The following is a 23,178-nucleotide window of genomic DNA, read 5'->3' on the forward strand; positions in this document are numbered from 1 at the left end:
CCATACCGCCATACTTCTTACGCCAGGTGTAAAACGTGGCATCGGAAATGGCATGCTTGCGGCAGAGTTCACGGGCGGGTACCCCAGCTTCGGCTTCGCGGAGAATACTGATGATCTGTTCGTCGGAAAAACGCTTCTTCATGGGGATGTCCTCATGTGGCTTATGAAGACATTACTAACATCGGGGTGTACTAATCAACGGGGAGCAGGTCAAAATGTTCAAGTCTCAATACAGTGACCATTTCAGGATATCCGAAAAGTTTGATGTTCCCGGCTCCATGTCCGTAAACATTGATTTGCTTGACGGATATACAAATCAGGCTGCGACCGCCAGACTTGAGTTGATGAAAAGAGGGAAGTCGCCTAGACCTGTAGTTAGAAATAACAGCACGGCGGCCGGAAGCAGCAACACGAGTAGGAATTTTACTCATCCGGTAATTTTTCTTAGCTTGAAGCGTCTTTACCCTATCGCGGCCAGAGACTACAAGCTAGGCGACTTTGATTATCTAGAGCATCACAAGAAAGATTTCATTGCGCTAACGAACGAGCTTCTTAACCGCAACGCATCGCTTGCAACAGGGACTGATGGAACTATCAGTTCTGCGGTGGCGCATGGGGAGAACTACGACCAAGACTCTGTTTCGGCGGGTGAGGACAATGCAGGCCAGATCATATTGGCCTTGATGTCTTTCAGAAAGTTGAAGGAAGAGTATGCTGACTATAAAGGTGGTTTGCTTTTAATCGACGAGGCTGATGCTGGGCTATTTCCGACTGCACAAGTAAATCTACTAAAGATGCTTGATCGCGAGTGCAAGAGCTTGGATCTTCAAGTTGTCATGACTTCGCATTCGCCGGTTCTGATTGAATATGCGTATGAGCAGAGTCGTCAGTTCAGAAGAAAGTACAAGACCATTTATTTGAGCAACACCTACGGCAATGTCCAGGTGATGCAAGACTGGTCATGGGCACAAATTAGTGCAGACATCAACACAAAGACCATTGATACGTCATCTGGAGTTTCACTGCCTCGCATAAATATCTATTTCGAAGACAAAGAGGCCGAAGATTTTTTTGCAACTTTGATGTTTAGGCAGCCAATAAAGAAGTTCACAAATCCGATGTCGGAAGTGTCACTCGGATGCTCTAATTATCTTCAGTTGATCCAGAAGAAACTCCCTGAGTTCTCGGAAAGAAGCATCGTCTGCTTAGATGCAGATCAAGACTCTCAGGTTACAGGGAAGAGCTATAAGACAGTGACCCTCTTGCCTGGGCATCTCCCACCTGACCAGCTTGTGTTCGAGCACTTGTACAATCTCCCTGCCGCCCATCCATTTTGGAAGAATGATTTGCAGTTCACAAGAGATGTTTTCACCAATGCAGCTCGCGAGGTTTTGAACGAGTTTTCAATCAACGGGGATTCTGTTGAGGTGAAGGAGCGGGTGGCTGCATACACTGGAACCAAGAAGCCGAGAGAGGTTTTTAAGCGTTTTTATAAGGGTGTCGAATTTCAGAAATTGCTCACATCTGGAGTCAAGCCCTACAATCCTTGGAAGCATTGGATAGATAACAATCCAATGCTTATTAACGAATTCTTGGAGAATTTCAAGACGGCTGTTCACGGTGTGATGAGCACAGGGTATGCTGTGGACGTCACCAAGTTGGCCGCCTTGGAAGTTAAGCCAAGAAAGGTATAACGATGTTCTCAAACAGACTGTATAGCCCTCTGCGCTACCCTGGCGGGAAGGCGCCATTTGCTCCATTTATTGCAAAAATAATGGAAACGAATGGTGTCACGGGAGGGCATTACTTGGAGCCATACGCTGGCGGGGCAGGCGTTGCGCTTGATCTACTCTTTCATGGGCACGCAAGTCATATCCACATCAACGATGCTGATCCTGCCGTATATGCTTTTTGGGTTGCTGTAACAAAGCATTCAACTGAGCTTCTTGATTTACTCGAATCCACCCCTATTACCATTGAAGAATGGTTTAGATGGCGAACCGTTTTACGAGAAGATTCCGTTGCCAGCCTAGTCGATAAAGGATTTGCGACTTTGTTCATGAATCGGACGAATCGGTCTGGAATTCTCAAGGCAGGCGTCATTGGTGGAAAGAGTCAGAACGGGAACTACAAGCTGGACGCTAGATTTAAGAAGGACGTTGTTGCTTCACGCATTCGTGAAATCGCCCGGCGACAGAGTGACATATCGGTGTATTGTGAAGATTCACTGTGCCTTCTGAATCGCTGCTCGGATTTTTTGCCAAAACAATCTCTGATCTACCTCGACCCTCCATACTACGTTAAGGGAAAGGGGTTGTATCGAAATTACTACGAGCATGATGACCACGCGGCCATTGCCAAAGTCATTCAACAGAAGAAGTTCAAATGGCCTTGGGTCGTGTCTTATGACAACGCCGAAGAAATTTGCGCCATGTATCGCATGAGCCAATCGTTGAGCTATGGTCTGAACTACACCGCACAAAGACGATACGTTGGTAATGAGGTAATGTTCTTCAGTCAGAACTTGACAGTGCCTGATGAAGCCATTCCTCAAACTAGGGCGGTGAGCTAAAAACGCCCCGCCGCAATGGGCGGAGCGCTGCGGCGGTCACGCCGCCTGGGGCTTGCTGCGCGACCAGATCAGGTCGTGCGTGCCATCCTCGCTTTCGATCAGGCGGGCATAGACCGTGGCTGGGAACGATGGATCGTCGAGGGTCACGGAGATGTACTCCCGCCCGGCCTCGCTGGTCTTCTTCCACGCCGCGCCAATGTCGTGGCTGGCCGCCTGCAAGCGGAAGTCAGGGGCCTTCTCGTTGTCCCCCTTGTCGTTGGGAACCAGCTTGACCTTGACGTTGAGCGTCAGGGTGCGAAGCGTGCCGGCGAAGCCGTCTTTCTCTGCGGTGAAGGTGCCGATGTTGGCCATGATGTTTTCTCCTTTCGGTTGAACAAGGTTCGCGCCCATCGCGTCCTTGTTGTGATTCGGCCGGCGGGGGACGGGCTGGCTGCACCGCTTGCGGTCGGAACGCAGTGGAGAACCGGAAGGCGAAAAGAATTTGCTGCGCGAGGAAGCCGCGCAGCGGCGGGGAAATTGTTTTCGCCGGACGGTTGCAGCCATGAAGCCCGAGGCGCAGCCGCGCCCCCGCCAGGATTCACAACGAGACAAGGACGCCTTGGGCCGAACCGCTCCGAAAGGAGATGGGGCCGGCTCGGCATCCCGGCATGAAGGCTGCTCCGGCTCGCCCGCTAACGCGGGCCAGGTCAACCACCCGACGACAGGCGAGAACGCCCCTGCCGCACCTTGCGGTGCCGGTCTTGAGGCGTGGCGTGGAAGCTCCATAGCGATGCCGGGCGGGTTGTCCGTGAACCGTCCTTCGTGATGTGACAGGCGGGAACCGCCAGCGTTGAGGACGGCACGCATTTGCACAACCTGCCGCAGCAAGCGCCAGCGTGTTCGCCAGCGCCGCGCCCATCGCGGCGGGGCGCTGGCCGGGCCGATCCGGCGTAGGCCGGTTCGGCGGTGTTCAAGGGGTGCCAAGCATCGCGCGGCGGGGATAGCCCGCAGGGCTTTCCCCTGGAGGCAAGCGCGAGCGCGCAGCGCCGCAGGCGCGAAGGCGTGAGCAACTGTCTTAAAAGTCAAGACAGCGCATCGTGAAAATATCGAATTTCGTTATCGTTATTCGATATGAAAGAAAAACCAACACCCCGCGCCATGGAGCACCACGACCTGCTGTCGGGGCTGATCCGCCTGCACGTGCTGCACCACGCGGCCGAGCAGGAGATCTATGGGCAGTGGATGATCGACGAACTGGCCCACCACGGCTATCGCCTCTCCCCAGGAACGCTGTACCCGATGCTGCACAAGATGGAGCGCGACGGCTACCTCGTCTCCCGCCAGGAGCGTGAAGGGCGCACCGTGCGCAAGCTCTACACGATCACGCCCAAGGGCATGGAAGGCTTGGCGCTGGCCAAGGAACGCATCTGGGAGTTCACCGGGGAGGCAATGCACAAATGACAGATTCCACCAACACCTTGCAGCATGAGGCCGCAGCCGCGCGCGGCTCACCCGTCGAAGTCTTTGGCGCCTTCCTCAAGCTGGGGCTGACCTCCTTCGGCGGGCCGATCGCGCACCTGGGCTATTTCCGCTCGGAGTTTGTCGAGCGCCGCCACTGGCTGGATGACCGCAGCTACTCCGATCTGGTCGCCCTGTGCCAATTCCTGCCGGGCCCAGCCAGCAGCCAGGTAGGCATGGCGCTGGGGCTGGGCCGCGCGGGCTGGCTGGGCCTGCTGGCGGCCTGGGCGGGATTCACCTTGCCGTCGGCGATTGCGCTGATCCTGTTCGCCTTCGGCATCGCGGAGTACCAGGGGCTGGCCCAGTCGGGCTGGGTGCATGGGCTCAAGGTGGTAGCCGTGGCCATCGTGGCGCAAGCTGTCTGGGGAATGGCCAAGTCACTGTGCCCGGATCGGCCGCGTGCTGCCCTAGCCATTCTGGCGGCGCTGCTGACCATGATCCTGCCCTCGGCTGCAGGCCAGCTTGCCGCCATTGCAATGACAGGACTGTTGGGCTGGTGGACATTGAAGATCGCGCAACCCGGCGGCGGCCGAGCCCACAGTTACCCCGTCTCGCGCAAGCTGGGCATCGTGGCACTGCTGCTGTTCGCCGCACCGCTCGTCGGGCTACCCCTATGGGCGGCAGCCACGGGCTCATCCACGATCGCGCTGCTAGAAGGCGTGTACCGCTCCGGCGCACTGGTCTTTGGTGGCGGGCACGTCGTGCTGCCGCTGCTGCAAGCCGCCGTGGTGCCCAGCGGCATCGTGAGCAACGCCGACTTCCTAGCCGGCTACGGTGCGGCGCAGGCCGTGCCGGGGCCGCTGTTCACGTTCTCGGCCTATCTCGGCGCCGTCGCACAGGGGCCGCTGCATGGCTGGATCGGTGGTCTGGCACTGCTGGGCACCATCTTCCTGCCGGCCTTCTTCGTGCTGGTCGGTGCGCTGCCGTTCTGGGAAGGACTGCGCCACCGCGCGGGCATCCAGACGGCCATGGCGGGCATCAATGCCGGCGTGGTCGGCATCCTGGTGTCCGCGCTGTACGACCCGGTGTGGACGAGCGCTATCCACGGCAAGGCGGATTTCGGGCTGGCACTGCTCTCGTTCGGGCTGCTGACGGTGGGACGTGTGCCGCCAGCGCTCGTGGTGCTGCTGGCCGGGCTCGCGGGCTGGGTCATGGCGATGGGTATCTGAAGCCCAGGCGCCAGGACATAGGGACACCGCCACCATCTAGAAAGTCATGCCGGTGCAAGCGGCTCATTCCATGGCTGCCCGGTTTTGACCATGGCGTTCATGATGACCAACAGCTTGCGCATGCATGCCACGATAGCCACTTTCTTCGGCTTGCCAGCCGCCAGCAGGCGCTCATAGTACTGCCGTATCACGGCGTTGTAGCGCATGGCGACGATGGCGGCCATGTACAACGCACTCCTGACCGTGGCCCGTCCGCCGCAAATGATGCGTTTGCCGCGCGCCTGGCCCGAGTCCCGGTTCATCGGTGCGACCCCCACCAGCGCGCAGATCTGCTTGGCCTTGAGTTGGCCTAGCTCCGGCAGCTCGGAAATCAGCGTCGCAGCCGTCGCCGGGCCAACGCCCTTGACGCTCTTGAGCAAGGCGGCCAGATTGGATTGGTGCTGGGCCAGGTGTTCCGCAATCTTCCGATCCAGCGTCTCAAGCTGAGTCGAGAGCATATCCATCAGTTCCGCAATATCCTGCACCACCTCCGCGTGCGCCATGTGTTTGCGTTGGCGCTCGCTGACCAGCAAGCGCACCAACTGTCGACGCCGAAGTACCAACGCATGCAGATACTGCTGCGCTTGGTCTGGCATTGGCTTGATGAAGCGATCTCGATCAGGCCGCAGATTCAGCACCTGGGCCAATTCCGCCAGCATCCTGGCATCCACGCTGTCGGTCTTGACCAATCGCCCCATGGCCTTGGCGAAGTCCCGGGCTTGCCGAGGGTTGATGACGACGACGGCAAACCCCGCAGCCTGGAGCGCGCAGGCACAGGCCAGTTGGTACTGCCCGGTCGCTTCCATCACGATCAGCGAGACCTGATGGCTCTTCAGCACCTCGATCAACGCTTGATGCCCGGCGCCATCGTTGCTGAATATTGCCGTGGACTGCTCGTGCCCAATGGCTACATCCATGGTCTTCTTGGAGATGTCGATTCCGACTGCGACTTGATTGGCCATGATCCCTGCGTCCCTTCCTTGCAAATGCGAACGGCGTTCACGCAACTGTTCGGGCTTTCAGAGATCGGGCGCAAGCATGCGCCCAGGACTCACGCACGGGCTCGAGAGGCACCGAGGGATGACGGGCTACATGCTGCGGCCAACCCCGAACCCTGACAGGTCCGGGCGTGACGGCACTGCCGAACACGCACTTCAAAGATACAAGGGATTGAAGCCGAATGGCCGTGACGGCGAAGTCGGCGCGGGGCGAAGCCCGCAAAGCCCGGCGGCGCATCGCGCCGACACGCCCAGGCCGTTCTATATTTTGAGGAAGAAAGCCAAGACCAGTCCATGACCCTCCAGCTCCGACACGAAACCCCGGACGACACTTCCGCCATCGAGGCAGTGACGGTGGCCGCCTTTGCCGATGCGCCACACACCAGCCACACCGAGCAATTCATCGTGCGGGCCTTGCGAGCCGCCGGCGAGCTGATGCTTTCCATCGTGGCCGAAGAACGCGGCCAAGTCGTCGGCCACGTCGCGCTGTCGCCGGTGACGATCACCGATGACCACGGGCGACAGGCCCAAGGCTGGTACGGCCTGGGGCCAATCTCCGTCCTGCCGCAAAGGCAGCGGCAAGGAATCGGTTCGCGCCTGATGGAACAGGCGCTGTCCGAACTGCGGGCCATGCAAGCCGCAGGCTGCGTGCTGCTGGGAGATCCCGCGTACTACGCGCGCTTTGGTTTTGAGGCCCACGCGGGCCTGCAACTGCCGGGCGTGCCGCCCGGCTACTTCATGGCGCTGGCCCTGCACGGGCCAGTGCCGGAAGGCGTCGCGCACTACAGCGATGCCTTCAACGCCGCCGCCTGAGCCACCGCGAAGGCGGCGGTGTTTTGGTTCGGCTGTTGGCCTTGAACACCGGGCGCGGCCACCGCCGCGCCCGGATTTGCGTTTCACCGCGCCCAGGACGGAACGGCCTGGGCGCGGTGCTGTTCGGGTTATTCCTTCGTCTCGATGAGCCACCACACGGCACGCGGCAAGGCGCGGCCCGTGATGGGGTGAATGTCGGTCAGGTCAGCGCGAGCTGACCAGCCCGAGGGCGGACGGTAGCCGCGCACGTCGCCATCGCCGTGCCAGCGGCGGGCGCGTACCGCGCCGGGGGCGTAGATCGCAGCCATGCGTGGGCGGCTGGTGGTGGTGCGGGTCATGGGGCGTTTTCCTTCCAGCGAAGCGCCCCGGTCGAGGCCGGGGCGCTTGCTGTCGGCGTGGGTCAAGCGGCCAGCGCCACGGCGGGTTCATCCGCCATTGCCTCGGCATCCTCCGGGGCGTCGTCCTGCTCCTGCGGTTCTGCCTGCGTGGCTTCCTGCGTGCCTTCGGTGGCGAAGATGGCAGGCATCCAGCCGGTTCCGTCCGCCAGCCGCTCGGCTTCGCTGGCAATGTCGGCCTTCTTCAACTTCGCCAGCCGGGTGACGTGCGACGGGGCGAACTGCTCCACGGCTTCCAGAATCGCAGCCTTCGGTACATGCCGGAAATAACCCTCATTGGTGGGCTTCCACCATGCGGCCATGTCCAGCCCTACGGCCTGCGCCAGTTCCTCGCTCGGCTGCTGCCGCGTGGTGCGGGGTGTCACCACGTCCACCGTGACGGCCACGCATACCGCCAGCAGCCGCACCAGTTCGTCTTGCGACTTCGCCAGCAGCGCGGCGAACAGATCGGCGCTGTCCTGCGGCAAGCCTTCACCTGCCACCTGTTGCAGTTCGCGCAACGCCACGGCAGCAGGCGATTCCGGCCAGTCCGGGGCCATGCCTTCCAGCCGGTCTTGCACTTTCAGGCTCACGCCCAACGGCAGGTCGTGGCCGTAGTGGCTTTCCTGCAATACGGTCTGCACCATGCCATGCACCAGCGCGGCCAGCGCCACTTGCGGATGCCGGGCGATTTCGATTTGCAGCGCCGCCGTGCGGTGGGCGCTCAACCGCTGCGCCAGCCGGTCGGACATGGCGGCAGTCCTGGGCTGCCCGTCGCCGTCTCCGTCCTCGCCTTCGTCGTCGTTCCCGGCATCCTCGCCGCTGAAACCTTGGCGCAGGCGTTCCAGCGTGCGCAGCGCCTTGGCCTCGGCCTCGCGCATCAGCCCGCGATGAATCACGGCCTGCCCGTTGCGGTCGATGGTGATGATGGCACCGGCTGCGGCCTTCACGGTCGGGCTGTAGTCCTGCAAGCCATCTTCCAGCGCCTGCAACTGCTCGCCCACGGCTTTGCCTTCCTCTTGCAGCGCGTCGGCCTTGTCCTCGTCGTCGGCGTCCAGCGCGTCATCCACGGCTGAGGCCAGTTCCTGCATCTTGGATTGCAGCTTCTCGATGCGCTGCGCTTCGCGCTTGGTCGGCTCGCGCCGTTCCCTCGGCGCACGCTGGAAAGCGTGCAGGTCGGCATGAGTCACGCCCGGCGTGGCATCCACCCATGCCCAGCCTTCGGCCTTCACCTGGGCGGCGATGCCCGCTAGCCGGTCTTGCGCCAGCCTGTCCAGCAGCGCGGCATCGGTCAGATACACGCCCGCGTCACCTTCGGCGAACAGGTCACGGCGCACGCCACCGCCTGCGGCTTCGTAGGTGTCCAGCCCGACGAAGCGCACCAGCGGGTGCCGGTAGGCGTCGATTTCCCTTTCGGTGAGGCGGTCGCGCAGCGCGGACGGCTGGCGCTGCCACGTTGGCGCATCGTAGAAGGCGGCTTCCTGCGCGGCGTGGTCGTCGGTGATGGCAAGGGCCATCAACTGGTCAAGGCTCACGGCATCGGCCCGATAGTCGGCCATTAGGCGCGGCGAGACATTGGCGAGTTTCAGGCGGCGCTGCACCACCAGCGGCGTGACGGAAAAATCCGCTGCAATGTCCTCGATGGGTCGGCCTTCGGCCACCAGCGCGGCGAATGCCTCGAACTGGTCTGCGGGGTGCATGGCTTCGCGCTGCACGTTCTCGGTGAGGCTGGCGGTGCGGGCCGTGCCATCGGCCACCAGCAGGCAAGGCACCTCCCATTCCTTGCTGATGCGGTGCTTCTTCGCCAGCAGCTTCAACGCGGCCAGCCTGCGGCCACCGGCCACGACTTCGTAATGCGCGCCATCGGCGGATGCAATCACGATCAGGTTTTGCAGCAGGCCCACGCGCTGGATGCTCGCGGCGAGCTCGGGGATGGACATTCGCGGGGTCTTGCGCACGTTGCGGCCCGTGGGGCGCAGCACCAGCCGCGACAGCGGAACCAGAGTCAGGTTCTTGGTCGGGTCGGCGGCTTCCAGCGGGACAGCGGCGGCGGCATTGACGGCGTGGGCTTCGGTGTAGGTGATGGCGTTCATGGTGATAACTCCTAACGGTTCAGGGATGCAGCAGCGAGGGATGCGGCAAGGGCTGCTGCCTGCCCCTGCCGCGTGGGGAATCAGGCTTTCAACTGGCGCAGGCCATCGGCCAGCATCCAGAGGGCGCGATTGAGGCGCACATCGGAATCAATGCCCTGCACGGGGCGGGTTTGCTGGCGGCGTCCGTTGGCGCTGCGGCCATGCAATCCGCCTTTGGTCAGGTTTTCTTGGGTGCGGTTGAACACGCTCCACAGGTCGGGGCGGCGGTCGTCGAACCGGCGCGGCATCAGGATTTGCGATTCGGTGATGGGCGCGGGCTTGTTGTCGGTGGGGTCGTACTTGAGGGCCAGCGCGGCGCGGGCGAATACTTCGGCCTCGCCTTCGTCCAGCGTGATCGCGCGCATGGCATCGCGGGAATCCTTCACCCGGTCGAAGCCGCGCAAGACTTCGTAAGCGCCTTCGATGACATGCCCGGAAACGTCGCCCTTGTGGGGTACGCGCACATCGGCCACGGTGTCGCCGCACACCAGCCCATTGCTGCAAACGAAGCGGAACATTCCGGCCAGCATCTGATAGCTGCTGGTGCCGTCATGGGAGTTCAGCAGGATGATTTCGTTGGCCTCGCGGCCGTTGATCTGGCTGGCATGGCGCAGCCGAATCATGTGCTTGGTGTAGTCGCGGCGGTCGTCGTGGCGCACGCGGGTTTGCGTCACCATGAAAGGCTCGAAGCCTTCCCCGCGCAGTTCTTGCAGCACGGTGGCGGTGGGGATGTAGCTGTACCGCTCGGAGCGGCTTTCGTGCGGAGCCTCGGCGAAGATGGACGGGGCCACGGCCCGGATTTGGTCATCGGACAAGGGGCGTTCCGAACGCAGCACCGGGGAACGGGAAGCGAAACGGGATGCGAGTTGCATGGTCTTTCTCCTGACAAAAAGAGGTTTGCTGTTCACACCGCACACCGGATTCCTAGATTCGGAAGCCCAGCCTTTCGGCTGTTCGGTGCGGTCGGCACGAGGAACCCGGTTGGCCCTGTTGCCACCGTCTTTCCTGAGTTCATCGCCCGCGACGGTCAGGAGCGCGCGAACGGATGCCGTCAAGGAGGCAAGCGCAGGGTTGGTGCGGCCCGCAGGCGCAGCCGAGGACACGGCCCTGCGCGCCTTGACGGCACACGGGCGCGGGCTACAGTCGCGGTGAAGGTGATGAAGTCAGGGGAGACGGCTGGACAAGGCAACGGCCATCCCACACGCCGACCGCACGGCAAGCGAAGCGCGCAGGCCCGGATCTAGGAATCCGGGCCGGAGGCGTCAGCCGAGCGGAGCGAGGGAACGATGGAAGCCCGACAGGGGCGAAACCCCGAAGGGGGTTCGATGCGCTACGCGCACGACAGCGCGACCGGCCATGTTTCTTGGCCGGGGACGCACAGCCTTCAAGGTTCGATGAGCACCAGGCGCAACACGCCCCACGCATCGGGAAGCGGGTTCTGCTGTGACTGCGGATTTCTGGCCGAGCCGGCGCAGCCGGTTCGGCGGCTTTTAGGGGTGCCAAGCATCGCGCGGCGGGGATAGCCCGCAGGGCTTTCCCTTAGAGGCAAGCGAAGCGCGCAGCGCCCCGGAAGGGGCGCGAAGGCATCAGGCCGAGTCGTCAGGACGCAGGCTGGATTCCGCAACCGGCACCCACGGCGAAGTCGAGTTCAGCAGATAGCGCGCTCCACGCGCGTAGTGACCGCAAAGGCCACTCGGCCGGTAGAACCCGGTGACGCGGCGACGAAACTGCACGCCGTATTCGTTGGTGTAGATCACCGCGTCGCCGATCTTGAAGCGCAGCGGCTGGCCGTTCTCCGGCGCGAATGGCTTGAGCGCATCGTGCTGCGCCGTGATTTCGATGATGTAGTCGTGATGGCTGCTCATGGCATTGATCTCCTGTGATGGTCGAGAAAGCGCAAGGAGCGCCTTGCGGCGCTCCAAGGGGCGGGTCAGACAGCGATCCGCCCGGCCAGCCGCGCATCGCGCGCGTAGGCGCTCAACCGCTTCTCGGCGCGGAAAGACAGGTCGCGCTCGATCGGCAGGCCCAGCCCGCCGCGCACCGTCGCCAGCTCGCCCAAGCTGACCCAGCCGATTTCCGGCATCCCCAGGCCCAAGTCGCAAAGACCAAAGGCGTGATCGTGGTCGCCGGGATCAATCTCGGTCAGCAGCCAGGTCGCGCCGGCGTCCGGCGTGAACAGCTTGACCACGGGCGCCGGATCGAAGTCCGCGTTCTCCAAGGATTCGCGGCCGTTGGCCAGCAGCACGATGCGCTGTTCGTCAGTGATGAGTGCGTTGTTCATGGTGAACTCCTGAAAGGTTGCCGGGCGGAATTGCCCGACCCTTCCGGGGCACGGCGCAGCGCAAGCAGTCAGGGGTCGCAGACGGCCGCCAGGACGCAAGCGCGCATGGCGCGCGCAGCCCTTGACGGCGAGAACGCCGTGGCACGATGAGGGAAACAGCAAGACCGCCTCCCTCGCACCTCCACGCACCCCGGCTTTGGGGCAAGTGCGTAGCACGCGCAGGCCCGTGAGGGCCGGAGTTGCGCCAACGGACGCAGCAAAAAGGGGGCCGAAGCCCCCTTGGTCAAGTTAGATCGCGTTTGGTGAAGGACACAACGCTACATGCGTGGCCAACCTTGATGTAGGTCGTCCACGATCAGAAGGTGGTGGTGTCGGCCCTGGCCTGAATGTTCGCGCATATGCGGATGATCCGGCGGTAGATCCGGGTGGTCATGGGCGATATCCGATGGATCGCCGGCAGGCCAAAGCATTAGCGCAAGCACTACACCGGCGAGGCCAATCAACGACATAACGATGAAGGTTGATTGCAGTCCGAAGGCAGCACCGAAGCGTCCCGCCAGCGGGTAGCAGATCAGCCAGCAGGCATGTGACAGCGCAAACTGTGCAGCGAATAGCGCAGGCCGATCCTCGGCATGGGCGGAACGGCGCAGCAGCCGACCAGAAGGCGTTTGTGCCACGCTGTAGCCGAAACCAATCACCAGCCAAAGTGGAAGCAACAGAACATAAGACGGAATCAGCGCCCCGATGGCCGTACCGATAACCAGCACCGCCGCTCCCGTGATCATGACAGGTCGATCCGCTAATTTGTTGAGCAGCCCAGGCAGTGCAAATGCAGCGATCATCGAGCCGCCCCCAAACGCCGCCAAAGCCCAAGCTACTTCTGCTTCGCCCAGGCCGAAGCGTGCCTTGACGATGACCACCGTATTCACTATCACCATCGCACCTGCTGCTGACACGGCGAGGCTAACTGCCAGAAGTCCTCGCAGCCGCGGCGTTGCAAGGTAGAGGCGAACGCCCCGCGTGGTGCGCTCCCAGATGCCGCGACGTGGGCCAGGTGTCGAGGCGGGCAACATCACGCTGACCACCAGCGCGGCCGAGACAAGGAAGCCAAGCACTGTCCCGGCAAACAGGTTGTGGAAGCTGATGATGGTCAGCAGCGCAGCCGCCAGCATCGGGGAAACCAGGCTTTCAAGGTCGTAGGCCAGCCGCGAAAGCGACAGCGCCTTCGTGTACTCCTCCTCGTCAGGCAGGATGTCCGGGATGGTCGCCTGAAAGGTCGGCGTGAATCCGGCAGAAGCCGCCTGCAACACGAAGATCAGGAGATAGATTTGCCAGACCTCGGTGACGAAGGGCAGGCAGAGAGCCACGGCGGCTCGAATTAGGTCAAGTGCGACCAGCAGCGACCTACGCGGCAAGCGGTCGGCGAACGCCTGAGCGATCGGGGCGATGCCAACATAAGCAAGCATCTTGATAGCCAGCGCCGTACCAAGCACCGCTCCGGCGTCCGCGCCCGCCAGTTCGTAGGCGAGTAGGCCCAGCGCCACAGTCATCAGGCCGGTGCCCACTAGCGCGATCACTTGCGCAGCGAACAGGTGGCGATAGGTGCGGTTCTTAAGGACAGCGAGCATAAGTCGGCCTCATAGGAGTTTTGCGAGTGCCTTCATTTCACTCAGGACGGAAGCTGCATCATGGTCAAGGCAATGGTCGATGTGGTCATGAATCAGGGCACGCTTTGCTGCCGTTACCGCGCTTTCTACCGCCGAGAGCTGGCGGGCAATATCGAGGCAAGGTTCCTCCGCCTCGATCATGCCGATAACGTGCCGAAGGTGGCCTTCGGCACGCTTGAGCCGCTTCACAAGGGCAGGATGACTGGCGTGTTTGTGTGATTCCGTCATACGGCAATTATATCCCCCTAGGGGGGGATGCGTCTAACGGCAATAATGCTTTGCCACAAATGGAGTGACGTGCCAGCGCAGCAGAAGAAAGTGCGCCATCCCGCAGGGACGACGCACCGAAGGCAGCGTGGCGCGGCTAGCTTGCCGCCGTTGCTGCCATCGACTGCAACTGGTCGATCACGCCAGGCTCTACAAACACGCAAGCCTGCTTGTCCTCGATCGGCACGTTGAACACCTCGGCAAACACCGTGCGCCGCAGGTGGGCCAGTCGGCCCGTGCGATACGCCTGCTCCGGCTTCATGCGGCCACCGGCCTGCGAGCCGCTACGCTGTGGATCGCATTCGACCAGTGCGACGAAGCCGTCATCGGACAGCCTCTGATGCTCGGGGCACAGGCCCCAGCCCGTCGCCGTGTGGCGTTCCATGCTCGCGCGCAGGCGCTTGTCCAGCAGGATCGCGCCGGTATCGAACGCCGTGCCGCAGACCAGGCAAACGTGCTGTTCGAGGGAAACGTGTGATTTGTCGTTCATGACGGTTCTCCGGTTGCAAGGGCGGAATTGCCCGGAACCGTCGAAGTCACGGCGCAGCGCAGCAGTCAGGGGGCGCAGCCGACCGCCAGGACGCAAGCGCGCATGGCGCGCGCAGCCCTTGACGGCGAGAACGCCGTGATACGGTGAAGGGACACAGCAAGACCGCCCCCTCACGCCATCCACGCGCGAAGGGTTTTCGGCAAGCGGAGCGCGCAGGCCCGCCAGGGCCGGAGGCGTCAGTGATGGAAGCCCGCATGGGGCGAGACTCGCGCAGCGAGGCTCGATGCGCAGCACGACAGCGCGACGGCGGCACGCCGGGACGCCCGACTACTGGTGACAGGACTACTCGGTGTCGGTCTTGCGCTGCTCGATCTGCAACTGCGCCCGCTGCGTTGCCTGTTGCAGCCGCTCCACCAGCACGCCCCTTGGCGGCAAAGCGGTCAGGTACTCGGCGACGTGGATGCCCGACTTGTCCAGCTCCAGCAATTCGATCTGCTCGCGCTTCTTGCCGGTACAAAGGATGATCCCCAGCGGCGAGGCTTCTTCCGGCTCCCGTTCGTGCTTGTCGAGCCAACGAAGGTAAAGCTCCATCTGGCCTTTATAGGCCGCCTTGAACTCGCCGACCTTTAACTCCACCGCCACCAGCCGCCGCAGCTTGCGGTTGTAGAACAGCAGATCGAGGTGGAAATCCTCGTCGTCAATCGGAATGCGTTTCTGCCGGGCCACGAAGCTGAAACCCGCGCCCAGCTCCAGCAAGAACGACTCCATTTCGCGGATGATCGCCGCCTCCAAGTCGCCTTCCTGCCAAGTGTCGCGCAGCCCGAGGAAGTCGAGGATGTACGGGTCGCGCATGACCAGGGCGGGCGACATGCGCTGCGCATCGCGCATCGTCGCCAGTTCCTGCGCGATCGTCTCGCCCGGCTTCTGCGACAGCGCCGTGCGCTCGTACAGCATCGAGTCGATGCGCTCGCGCAGCGTCCGCACGCTCCAGTGTTCGGCACTCGCCATCTGCACGTAGTATTGCCGCTGGAGCGGGTCTTTCAGCGGCAGCAGCGCCAGGAAATGCGACCAGCTCAATTGTCGTGACAGCGTCACGACAATTGGCTCGTCCGGGTAGGTGGCGGCGAACTGCACCATGCGGCGCAGGTTCTTGTCCGCGAAGCTGCGCCCGTAGTCGCGCACAAGCTGCGCCGCCAGCGTCGGCAGGATTTCCTCGCCGTACCCGGCTCGCTGGCCGGCCAGCACCTCCGTATGGATGCGCTGGCCGATGCGCCAGAACAGCAGGGTCAGTTCGGCATTGACCGTCGAGGCGGCGCGCTGCCGCGCCGCCTCGATCAGTGCCCGAATGTCCCCCAGCAGCGCCGAAGGTGCTGCTGACGATGCTGCGGATGGCCGGCGCGCGTTCATGCTGCCGCCTCCGTAAGCTGCCGCGCGCCCGTGATGGCCTGGCGCCGACTGGCCACCAGTTCGGCCGCCTCGCGCACCGGCTTGTCTTCGGTGTGGACGTAGTGCATGAACATCGCCACGGTCTTGTGGCCCGTCAGCTTCATGCCCACTTTGGTCGGCACGCCCGAATTGGCAATGTCGGTGGTCGAGCGATGGCGGATGCCGTGCGTGCCGACGTGCGGGACGCCGGCGGCCTTGAGCGCCCGGCACCAGCCGCCATAGTGCTCGCCAAAGGTCAGGTGCTTGGCCGGGTCGTTCGGCGACGGCAAGACATAGGGGCAACCCTCCCGGCGTGGCGCCGTCGAAAGCAGCCGATAGGCTTCCTCGCTCATGGGCTTGGATACGCCGCCGGTCTTGCTGTCGGGCCACACCACGCGCCGGTTCTCGAAGTCCAGCCAGCTCCATTCGAGCGGGCAGATTTCGGAGCGCCGGGCGGCAAACTCGAATTGCAGCCGGATCGCCAGCGGGATGACGTAGTTCTCCAGCCCTTCCGCCTCCAGCTTCTCCAGATGGCGGAAGATCCGCACCAGTTCCTCGTCCACGATGAGCCGGGTTTCCTTGCCCGGCGGGTACATCGGGACGTGGCGGCACGGATTCGTGCCGTCCGGGCGGAAGCCCCACACTTCGGCCAGGTTGAACATCTTGCGCAGCACGCCGAAGGTCTTGTTCGCCTCGGTCGGCTTGTAGGCCAGCTTCTCCATCAGCCCGGCAATATCGGGCCGCTTCACGTCCTGCACCTTCTTGCGGCCTAGCAGCGGGATGATGTTGCGGTCGATGACGCCCTGATAGCCTTCCTGTGTGCTGGGCTTGTTGCGCTTCTTGGAGTAGTCCTCCATGAATTTCTTGCACAACTCGGCCATCGTGGGTGCCTTGCGCGCCTCGGCCTTGGCCCCGCCGGGGTCGCCGCCCCGGCGAACCTCGGCCAGCCAGTCCTGTGCCTTGACCCGCGCCTGTTCGACGGTCAGCTCCCCGTATAGTCCTAGCGAGGGCTTGCGGGGCTGACCGGAGTTCGTGCGGTACTGGAGCATGAACACCCGGCGGCCCGTCGGGGTAATCTTGCACAGGAAGCCGGGCACCACGGTATCCCGCAGTTCGACGTCCTTGGCCTGGGGTTGCGCCGACTCCACGGCGGTCTTGGTGAGCTTGATCTTTGCCATGATGACTCCTTGGAACGACCCGGATTCCAGGAGCCAGATAGGAGCGGCGCGAGGGAAAACCGGATCAAGTTTCAGAAAGCACCGGCATATGATGGACGCGCGTAAGCTATTGATAAACCTGCTGTATCGAGCTGTGGCGCAGTCCAGCGAACTACCGGGCTGGAGTCATCGTGAAACAAAAAACCCGCCGAAGCGGGTTTCAAGGATTAATTCTATTTGTCACTATCCGTTGCAACTGTACTCACCATGGAGAGTCTTTCTTGCTGTCACGACAGCCGACTCTGCCTCCCCCATCGTCAGGAATGTACCGAGGTGGATAGCCTTGCCGTCTTTGTATATCTGGGCTCGCCATTTACCACTTTGCTTATGCAGGCTAACGCCTTTAATTCCGCTAGTGTTATCTGACCTAACTGATGCATTCCATCTGTTTTGAGATGTGCCCGCTGGTCTCAGATTGGTAATGTTGTTATTGCTTCTATTTCTGTCTTTATGATCGACCTGGCTCGGTAAAGTCCCGTGGTGAAGAGCAAAAATAACCCTATGCACCATTCGAAGTCGACCTTCGAAATTAACTTCCCAGTACCCGGATTTTTTAAGCGAACCAGCGCAATCTCCTGCCCGTGAAAATACTCTTCCGTTGCCGTTTATTTTGTCGTGTCGCCACCGAAGAAAGCTTGGCGATGATTCGTCGTAGTAGAGAGCGTCACGGAAGCGTTCAATCAATGATTCTTGTTCTTTCATATAAACCTCGTAGCAGGTTTCGTAGATGATGGGTGCGGCAGGGGTGTCTACGTTCACCCTCTTCGACTGGCCGGTCTAGCCGCACGTCAATTGTACCACAACGTGGATACTGGATAGCTTCACGTTGCGTCCTCTTAGCGTTGTTTTGGTGGTGGCAGCACTTTGCCTGATGAGGTTGTTTTACTCGGTTGATACCCGCTCAGTGGCGCTGGTCGGCAGCCATCGCAAAAACGCGCTGGCGCAGGAACATATTTACCGCAGCGATGACACGAGCAAGGATCTGCTGATCCAGAACCCGCCGCCATAACAATCAGAACCACGAGAAGCAACAGTAAAAGACCAATGACTGCGATCATGCGGCCTCCTTTGTGGTCCACTGCTTACGCTCTTTCGCCAGCTTATCAGCCAGCCCCTGGTTGAAAATGCTGCCGTCGTCGTTGAGCAACACCGGAATCTGGCTGCAGTAGCAGTTGTACCGGTTGCCGTTCTCAGCGTAGAAGTCCCGCACCTCTTCCGTGGTGTAGACCTTGCCGTGGCGGCTGGCGTGCCAGGTTCGCGTCGTAGGCTTGAGCGCTGACAGCCACAGCAGTCCAGTGTTAAGCCCCAGCCGATCAGCGGCCCAGTCGGTTTCGTTCCATTGCGCCTGCCGCAGCGCGCCGACCTGCTCAGTCTGAGCGATGGTCTTCGCCTTCGACATCGACACATCGAGGCGCTTACTAATGACGCTGGCCGTCTCGCGAGGGTTCACCCCACGCGCTACCGCATCGGTGATGATGTTGGTCAGGTCGCCACGGGCTGTGTCGCTGATGACCTTCCAGTCACTGAACGTTGTCAGCCTGGCCGTGGCCACCTGATTAAGGTGACCGGGGCTGCTTAAAAGCTGCTGCAGCGTCGTCTGGCTGGCGTATACCTGCGACTGCTGCGAGAGGTTGTTGAACGCCTCCAGCGTGCCGCGCTGCGCTTCTGCGACTACGTAATCCATAGCCCAGAGATTTTGCTCGCCACCTTCCAGCAGATGGTCATCAAGAATAGCCTGCACCGCCTCCAGCAAATCAGCCAGTTCCCGCGCTGACATGTCGTAGATGAACTTGCCAGCGTTGACCTGGTAGAGCCGAATATCCGCGCCGTTGTCGTGGCAAAGGAAATGCCAGTTATGGCTGTTTACCTCGCGCTCACGCCCGGTCAGGCGCTGGTCGAACAGGGCTTTCAGCGCGCGCTTGATGCCGAGATACCGACCTTCGATATCCCGGTACATCGCGGTTACCTGTTTTGCCGATCTGGTCGGGTCAACCTTGCTGCGCGGAACTATCGGCAACCCCACCTTTGCCGTCTGTTCTGGTGTCATCGGCCAGTGGATCATCGGTAGTCACCTTCTCGTCCGGTTTCGGCGGTTCTTTTGGCTCCGGTAGCGGGTCAAGCCCCACAATCTCGCGCAACTCATTTGCGGTAAACGGCGCGTCTCCACCATAGTAAGGCGTGGTTTTCTGCACGATGTCAGCGAGTTTCGAAGCGTTCTCGATCTTCTCTTTCTCGCCGGGCGCCAGCAGGTCACTCCACGAAATGGTGACCTCGCCTTTGGTCGGCGGGTCGATAATCCCAAGCGTCCAGAAGCGTTCCAGCAGCGCGGTGATCCGGTCCGTAAGGAAGCCATTTCGCCGAGTATTACGGCGGATAGCCCAGTCCGTTTTATCCTCATCGCTCGCCAGCCGACCGGTCTGCTGACCGAACAGGATGGTGAACGGGATTTGCACTGAGGCTGCCAGTTCGTTAGCAGTGACTTCCCAGGTCGGGCCCGGGTCGCCAGGCGTAACACTCAGAACGTGCATCTGCCCGGCCTGCATTACGGCCGCCGCATCGGTACCACGGTTAAGCTTGTTGACCTTATCGCCCATCGCTTCGCCGAGATCGGCATAGCCAGCCTTCTTAGCCTGGTCTGCCAGCGTGTTCATGTCGGTTTCTTTGCTGAATTCGACGGCGATCTGACGGCTGGCGTTCTTCAGGAAGCCCTCGGCGCCACCGCCGGATATCTTCTCGATATCGAGGCCTTTGTTGAAACCAGCCTCCAGCAGAGGTATTCCGGACAGGACGTTGTCGTCCTCAGACCCTTCACAGAACAGGATCACCCGGCTCGGGTGTACCGGTTCGCCGCGCAGCGGGCCGACGAATGACTCGTCTCCTACAGGTTGCTCGTTGAAGTTGAACATCAGTGGTTGAGCGAAAGTCGGTGAGAGTCGGTCATTATCCCACTCAGCTACCGTTAATTGCGGCTCCCATACAGGGATAAGCTTCACCAGGGCAGTCTCACCCAGATTTTTTACCAGTTTTATATCTACCGGCTCACTCCATGGCTTACTGTCCTTTATTTGCAGTATCAGGGCAGAGTAGCGCCCTACCATATTGCGGCGGTCAGCATCCTTCACCTTCGGCCACAGCTTCTTCATGAACTTGGTGACCTTCTTCTCCCAGTCATTTGTCGATTTCGAGACCTTCGTCACGTCACCGTCAACAATGACCGGATAGTCCTGCCAGCAGCCATCAAGCAGGCGATGCACCACAGCGAATCCAGCAGCGTTGCGGCGGTACATGTTGTAGAAGTCGTTGAAGGTGATAGTGCGCGGGTAGCCAAATTCCTGGTAAAGCGTCGGGCGCTTCGTGTTCCCGCCACCGATGCCGATGGCATTCAGGTAATTTGCTCGCCTCATTTCAGTGGCGAGGTTGTTCACAGCCATTTGAAGGCCGTTATCTTGTTCGCTCACTGGCGATGCTCCTTAAAAGAATACAGTGCCGACCTGTTTGCGGTTGTTCTTCGCTACTGCGAAATAACGGAAGCTGTCAGCGCCGTGCGATGTGAAGTCATGAAGCGGTTTATCTTTCCAGCAGCCGCGTTTGTCGTCCCACTCCTTGCGGTAGCCCTCAAGGTGAGAGATACCTTCTGAGCATTTCTCCTCATCGAATACGCATTTCGGGAGGATCTCACGCGCCGACTCAATGCCGGTATCGATGCCAGCTTTTGGCACCACTTTGAAATTCAGTGAGTACATCTGACCATCGATTTCGTAACCTTCACGCGCAAGCTCTTTGCGTGACTTAGCATCAGCGGCAAACTCACGGTTTTCGATGTCGTGCGGCCCCCAGTGCTCGCCGTACTCATAGCCGCGATCTTTCAGCACCTTCATGTAGTGCCTCAGCCCCTCGCCGGAGTTTTCGTAGTAGTCGATGATGTGGAACTCTTCGCCAACCTCGCGAACGAACCAGATCGCCGTGGAGTCGCCAACGCCGATATCCCAGAACGTGTGCACCGGCAGGTGTGAGTTATCAGGGATTTGGCCGATCCGCTTGTTGGTGTAGAGCCATCGGAACTGTTTGGCGTAATACGCGCCCTCGACCGACTGCTGGAACGCCTCGGCGGGAATGGTCGGGTATTCGCGCTTCATGTCGTCGCCGAGCGTTTTCTCTTTGGCGTAATACCAGGCTTTCTGGCGCTCATTGACGACTACGCCGTGCTTCGCCGCCATTTCAGCGAAGTACTCAAGCAGGCGCACCGGCAGTGATTCCACCGGGTCGATTGCGTACTGCGGATTCTTCCACCAGGAGAAGAAGAAAAACTTCCAGTCCAGCGCGGATAATGGCTTGCCCTGCAGCAACGCTTTCTCTGCCGTCTGGCAGTAATCGAAGAAGTAACCCGCCCGGCCCTCGGCTGTGCTCTCGATAGTAGCGAAGCATCCAGTCGATACCGCCTCAAACGCACCAGTGACGATCTCACGGGCTTTGTCCGGATACTTGGCGCATATCTTCCCGAACTCGGAAACGTGCAGGTAGCGCAGCGTACCGCCACGAAACGACGTGCTGACGTATAGTGAGCCGCCCTTCTTGAAGACGAGCTCGCCGGAAGAGTCATTGCTGGCCGGGTTGGCCGCCTTTATCTCTGCAGGCAGCTTATCGTATGCGTACTTCACCTTTTCGCGAAACAGGCGCTTTGCGTCATTCAGCGTGTGGGCAATCAGCGCACACTTCGCCGACTCGAATAGGGCCGCGTCGAGCTGGATGATGCACACCTCAGTTGTGAAGCCGAGTTGCCGAGCTTTCAGGATGATGTTGCGGGTGTGGATCCCCTCGAAGTATTCCCGTTGCTCAGGCGTCATCCTGAAGCGCGTTGGCTTTCCCTCTTTGTCGGTGATCCAGTAGAGATTATTTAATCGGAAATCTTTATCGCTCAGTAGCGCAAGATGCTCTGCTTTCATGCTCGCGAACCCTCTTACACTCTCTGGACACAACATCGCGAGAGCGTCCGGTTTCCTTTTCTATTTGCCTATAGCTCATCCCTGATTCCCGCATTTTTAGCCATAGCGAAACCTCTTCATTGATGAAAGACGTTCTGGCAGCAACTGATGCTTTCACCCCATTTATTGAAACAGGCCTGCCGCATAATGCTTTGCTAATTTTCTGCCTGGTTTTCTCTGAAACAGACGGCATAAATCGACCAGTAAGTCTTTCTGAATGAGCCAATCTCTGTTCTTTAGACCACTCATTCTTTTTCCTTGTCCCTTTCGCGATGGCTTCACGTTGAGACAGTGACCTTGCCAACCTTTCTTCACGACCCTGAACCCTGCCAGTGTTAGCTTTTGCAGCTGCGAGGGCTGAGTCCGAAACATCTACCGCATTAAGAAGCCCTGGGCCGACTCGCCAGATATGAAATTGCTCCCGGCACAACATAAAATTCAAATCATCGACAATTTCAATAACCTCGAAGACGAATGACTCCTCTCCGTACTTATCGAAGCAGCGTTGAAAATGACGGGAGTGATGTTTCCCATTTCTTAACAGGTGGAGGTGCTCACTGCGCCTTTGCTTTTCCGATCTCACAGTTGAACCGACATAACGCTTACCATTTTCGGTGCAAGTGAATTGATAAATCTTACCGGTTCTCATTACGCCCCCTGAGACAATGAATCCATCAGGTTAGACAGGTCATCAACCGTCTTATTGCCTTCTTCGGTGTCAAGGTTATACGCCTTGCGCTCAGCGTTTATCACTTTTATTTGAGCATCAACACCGGCAGTGATCGAACGAGACATTGAGGCGTGATTTTCTTCCGTGATATCTGCATCTTCGAGGAAGTCGCGGAGCTTATTGGTGATGCCGCGCCATGCAGCCAGACTTTCTCGATGAGCCATGACTACAGCAGCCGCCTCATCGGAGGCCTGGTCAATAATCTGCTCATCAGTAACCACTGGTGACTGGTTACTGTCTTTGGTTACCGACTTGGTTACCTTGGCTTTGGTTGCCGCCCTGACCTTTTCTGTCAGGTCGCGCTGCCATCCTTCTTTGTTCGCTCTCTTCAGGATGGTAGCATGGTTAACGCCATGCTTTTCACCGATGGCCCTCACTGATAATGAACCAGCCCGGTAAGCCGATTCAATGGCCTCCCAATCTGGTTTGCTCATTGGTTACTCCGTTATCTATTTACAGGCTCATACTTCAACTTCTGGCTAATGCCATGCTTAACGAGAAAGTTACCCACCTTTTGGTAATCAG

General features: G+C 60.2%; 26 protein-coding genes. 7 read left to right on the top strand and 19 right to left on the bottom strand.

The genetic code is table 11. The features are described from left to right. Positions 1-142: transposase (locus HX884_RS16390; protein WP_137444284.1), on the bottom strand; the 142-nt coding region annotated here is incomplete at its 3' end. Between the two features lie 73 nt (positions 143-215). Between HX884_RS16390 and HX884_RS16395 the strand changes: the two genes are divergently transcribed. Continuing rightward, positions 216-1,694, top strand: a complete 1,479-nt coding sequence (locus tag HX884_RS16395) for an AAA family ATPase (RefSeq protein WP_178328483.1) — start codon at positions 216-218, stop codon at positions 1,692-1,694. A gap of 2 nt (positions 1,695-1,696) precedes the next feature. Next, entirely contained in the window at positions 1,697-2,572 is an 876-nt protein-coding gene (locus tag HX884_RS16400; protein WP_166159928.1) for a DNA adenine methylase, read from the top strand. Positions 2,573-2,608: 36 nt separating this feature from the next. Here the strand turns inward: HX884_RS16400 and HX884_RS16405 are convergent, their stop codons facing one another. Further along, a complete protein-coding gene (locus HX884_RS16405) occupies positions 2,609-2,923 on the bottom strand; it encodes a DUF736 domain-containing protein (RefSeq protein ID WP_166160458.1) in 315 nt (104 codons plus the stop codon). A 247-nt stretch (positions 2,924-3,170) separates the two neighbouring features. Here HX884_RS16405 and HX884_RS16410 point away from each other — a divergent pair, with 247 nt between their 5' ends. The 3 genes from HX884_RS16410 to chrA all read left to right on the top strand — a co-directional run bounded on the left by HX884_RS16410 (position 3,171) and on the right by chrA (position 5,238). Continuing rightward, on the top strand, positions 3,171-3,377 hold the full coding sequence (locus HX884_RS16410; protein WP_178328484.1) for a hypothetical protein: 207 nt from the start codon (positions 3,171-3,173) through the stop codon (positions 3,375-3,377). A gap of 332 nt (positions 3,378-3,709) precedes the next feature. Continuing rightward, a complete protein-coding gene (locus HX884_RS16415) occupies positions 3,710-4,012 on the top strand; it encodes a PadR family transcriptional regulator (RefSeq protein WP_043372456.1) in 303 nt (100 codons plus the stop codon). Further along, entirely contained in the window at positions 4,009-5,238 is a 1,230-nt protein-coding gene (gene chrA, locus HX884_RS16420) for a chromate efflux transporter (protein WP_043372455.1), read from the top strand. The genes HX884_RS16415 and chrA overlap by 4 nt, the downstream gene beginning before the upstream one ends. 44 nt (positions 5,239-5,282) lie before the next feature. On the opposite strand, the gene HX884_RS16425 is transcribed toward chrA, so the two are convergent. Then, on the bottom strand, positions 5,283-6,239 hold the full coding sequence (locus HX884_RS16425; RefSeq protein WP_141101032.1) for a transposase: 957 nt from the start codon (positions 6,237-6,239) through the stop codon (positions 5,283-5,285). A gap of 330 nt (positions 6,240-6,569) precedes the next feature. Here HX884_RS16425 and HX884_RS16430 point away from each other — a divergent pair, with 330 nt between their 5' ends. Then, the gene (locus tag HX884_RS16430; protein ID WP_166159929.1) at positions 6,570-7,088 is read left to right on the top strand and encodes a GNAT family N-acetyltransferase; all 519 of its coding nucleotides are present in this window, start codon (positions 6,570-6,572) and stop codon (positions 7,086-7,088) included. Between the two features lie 128 nt (positions 7,089-7,216). Here HX884_RS16430 and HX884_RS16435 read toward each other — a convergent pair whose 3' ends face one another. The 11 genes from HX884_RS16435 to HX884_RS27655 form a co-directional block, all read right to left on the bottom strand. Further along, positions 7,217-7,426, bottom strand: a complete 210-nt coding sequence (locus tag HX884_RS16435) for a hypothetical protein (RefSeq protein ID WP_033476338.1) — start codon at positions 7,424-7,426, stop codon at positions 7,217-7,219. 62 nt (positions 7,427-7,488) lie between these two features. Then, a complete protein-coding gene (locus tag HX884_RS16440) occupies positions 7,489-9,555 on the bottom strand; it encodes a ParB/RepB/Spo0J family partition protein (protein WP_166159930.1) in 2,067 nt (688 codons plus the stop codon). An 80-nt stretch (positions 9,556-9,635) separates the two neighbouring features. Then, a complete protein-coding gene (locus tag HX884_RS16445; protein WP_166159931.1) occupies positions 9,636-10,466 on the bottom strand; it encodes a DUF932 domain-containing protein in 831 nt (276 codons plus the stop codon). A gap of 714 nt (positions 10,467-11,180) precedes the next feature. After that, positions 11,181-11,459, bottom strand: coding sequence for a hypothetical protein (locus HX884_RS16450; protein ID WP_166159932.1), 279 nt, complete (start codon positions 11,457-11,459; stop codon positions 11,181-11,183). Between the two features lie 65 nt (positions 11,460-11,524). Further along, positions 11,525-11,875 (bottom strand): DUF2958 domain-containing protein, encoded by a 351-nt coding sequence (locus HX884_RS16455; RefSeq protein ID WP_166159933.1) that lies wholly within the window; start codon positions 11,873-11,875, stop codon positions 11,525-11,527. Positions 11,876-12,192: 317 nt separating this feature from the next. Next, positions 12,193-13,503: an MFS transporter gene (locus HX884_RS16460; RefSeq protein WP_166159934.1), complete on the bottom strand. Its 1,311-nt coding sequence runs from the start codon at positions 13,501-13,503 to the stop codon at positions 12,193-12,195. 9 nt (positions 13,504-13,512) lie between these two features. Continuing rightward, on the bottom strand, positions 13,513-13,770 hold the full coding sequence (locus tag HX884_RS16465; protein WP_166159935.1) for a metal-sensing transcriptional repressor: 258 nt from the start codon (positions 13,768-13,770) through the stop codon (positions 13,513-13,515). 136 nt (positions 13,771-13,906) lie between these two features. Continuing rightward, on the bottom strand, positions 13,907-14,299 hold the full coding sequence (locus HX884_RS16470) for an ATPase (RefSeq protein WP_166159936.1): 393 nt from the start codon (positions 14,297-14,299) through the stop codon (positions 13,907-13,909). A 342-nt stretch (positions 14,300-14,641) separates the two neighbouring features. Next, complete coding sequence (locus tag HX884_RS16475; RefSeq protein WP_166159937.1) at positions 14,642-15,706, bottom strand: YhcG family protein; 1,065 nt, start codon at positions 15,704-15,706, stop codon at positions 14,642-14,644. Then, entirely contained in the window at positions 15,703-16,902 is a 1,200-nt protein-coding gene (locus HX884_RS16480; protein WP_166159938.1) for a site-specific integrase, read from the bottom strand. The genes HX884_RS16475 and HX884_RS16480 overlap by 4 nt, the downstream gene beginning before the upstream one ends. Positions 16,903-17,124: 222 nt before the next feature. Continuing rightward, the gene (locus HX884_RS27655) at positions 17,125-17,643 is read right to left on the bottom strand and encodes an HNH endonuclease (protein WP_084832475.1); all 519 of its coding nucleotides are present in this window, start codon (positions 17,641-17,643) and stop codon (positions 17,125-17,127) included. A gap of 169 nt (positions 17,644-17,812) precedes the next feature. Here HX884_RS27655 and HX884_RS16490 point away from each other — a divergent pair, with 169 nt between their 5' ends. Beyond that, positions 17,813-17,950, top strand: a complete 138-nt coding sequence (locus HX884_RS16490) for a hypothetical protein (RefSeq protein WP_165616300.1) — start codon at positions 17,813-17,815, stop codon at positions 17,948-17,950. 45 nt (positions 17,951-17,995) lie between these two features. Here HX884_RS16490 and HX884_RS16495 read toward each other — a convergent pair whose 3' ends face one another. The 5 genes from HX884_RS16495 to HX884_RS16515 are packed head-to-tail and all read right to left on the bottom strand — an operon-like array spanning position 17,996 to position 23,087. After that, entirely contained in the window at positions 17,996-19,003 is a 1,008-nt protein-coding gene (locus HX884_RS16495) for a phage minor head protein (protein WP_178328485.1), read from the bottom strand. After that, a complete protein-coding gene (locus tag HX884_RS16500; protein WP_178328486.1) occupies positions 18,930-20,399 on the bottom strand; it encodes a DUF1073 domain-containing protein in 1,470 nt (489 codons plus the stop codon). The genes HX884_RS16495 and HX884_RS16500 overlap by 74 nt, the downstream gene beginning before the upstream one ends. 12 nt (positions 20,400-20,411) lie before the next feature. Then, positions 20,412-21,884, bottom strand: a complete 1,473-nt coding sequence (locus HX884_RS16505) for a terminase (protein WP_178328487.1) — start codon at positions 21,882-21,884, stop codon at positions 20,412-20,414. Next, a complete protein-coding gene (locus HX884_RS16510; protein ID WP_178328488.1) occupies positions 21,850-22,572 on the bottom strand; it encodes a GIY-YIG nuclease family protein in 723 nt (240 codons plus the stop codon). Before HX884_RS16510 ends, HX884_RS16505 begins: the two co-directional genes overlap by 35 nt. Continuing rightward, positions 22,572-23,087 (bottom strand): hypothetical protein, encoded by a 516-nt coding sequence (locus HX884_RS16515; RefSeq protein WP_045621971.1) that lies wholly within the window; start codon positions 23,085-23,087, stop codon positions 22,572-22,574. Before HX884_RS16515 ends, HX884_RS16510 begins: the two co-directional genes overlap by 1 nt. Positions 23,088-23,178 lie beyond the last annotated feature (91 nt).

Origin of the sequence: Enterobacter sp. SECR19-1250 (assembly GCF_013391025.1) — a bacterium.
Classification (GTDB): domain Bacteria; phylum Pseudomonadota; class Gammaproteobacteria; order Enterobacterales; family Enterobacteriaceae; genus Enterobacter; species Enterobacter cloacae.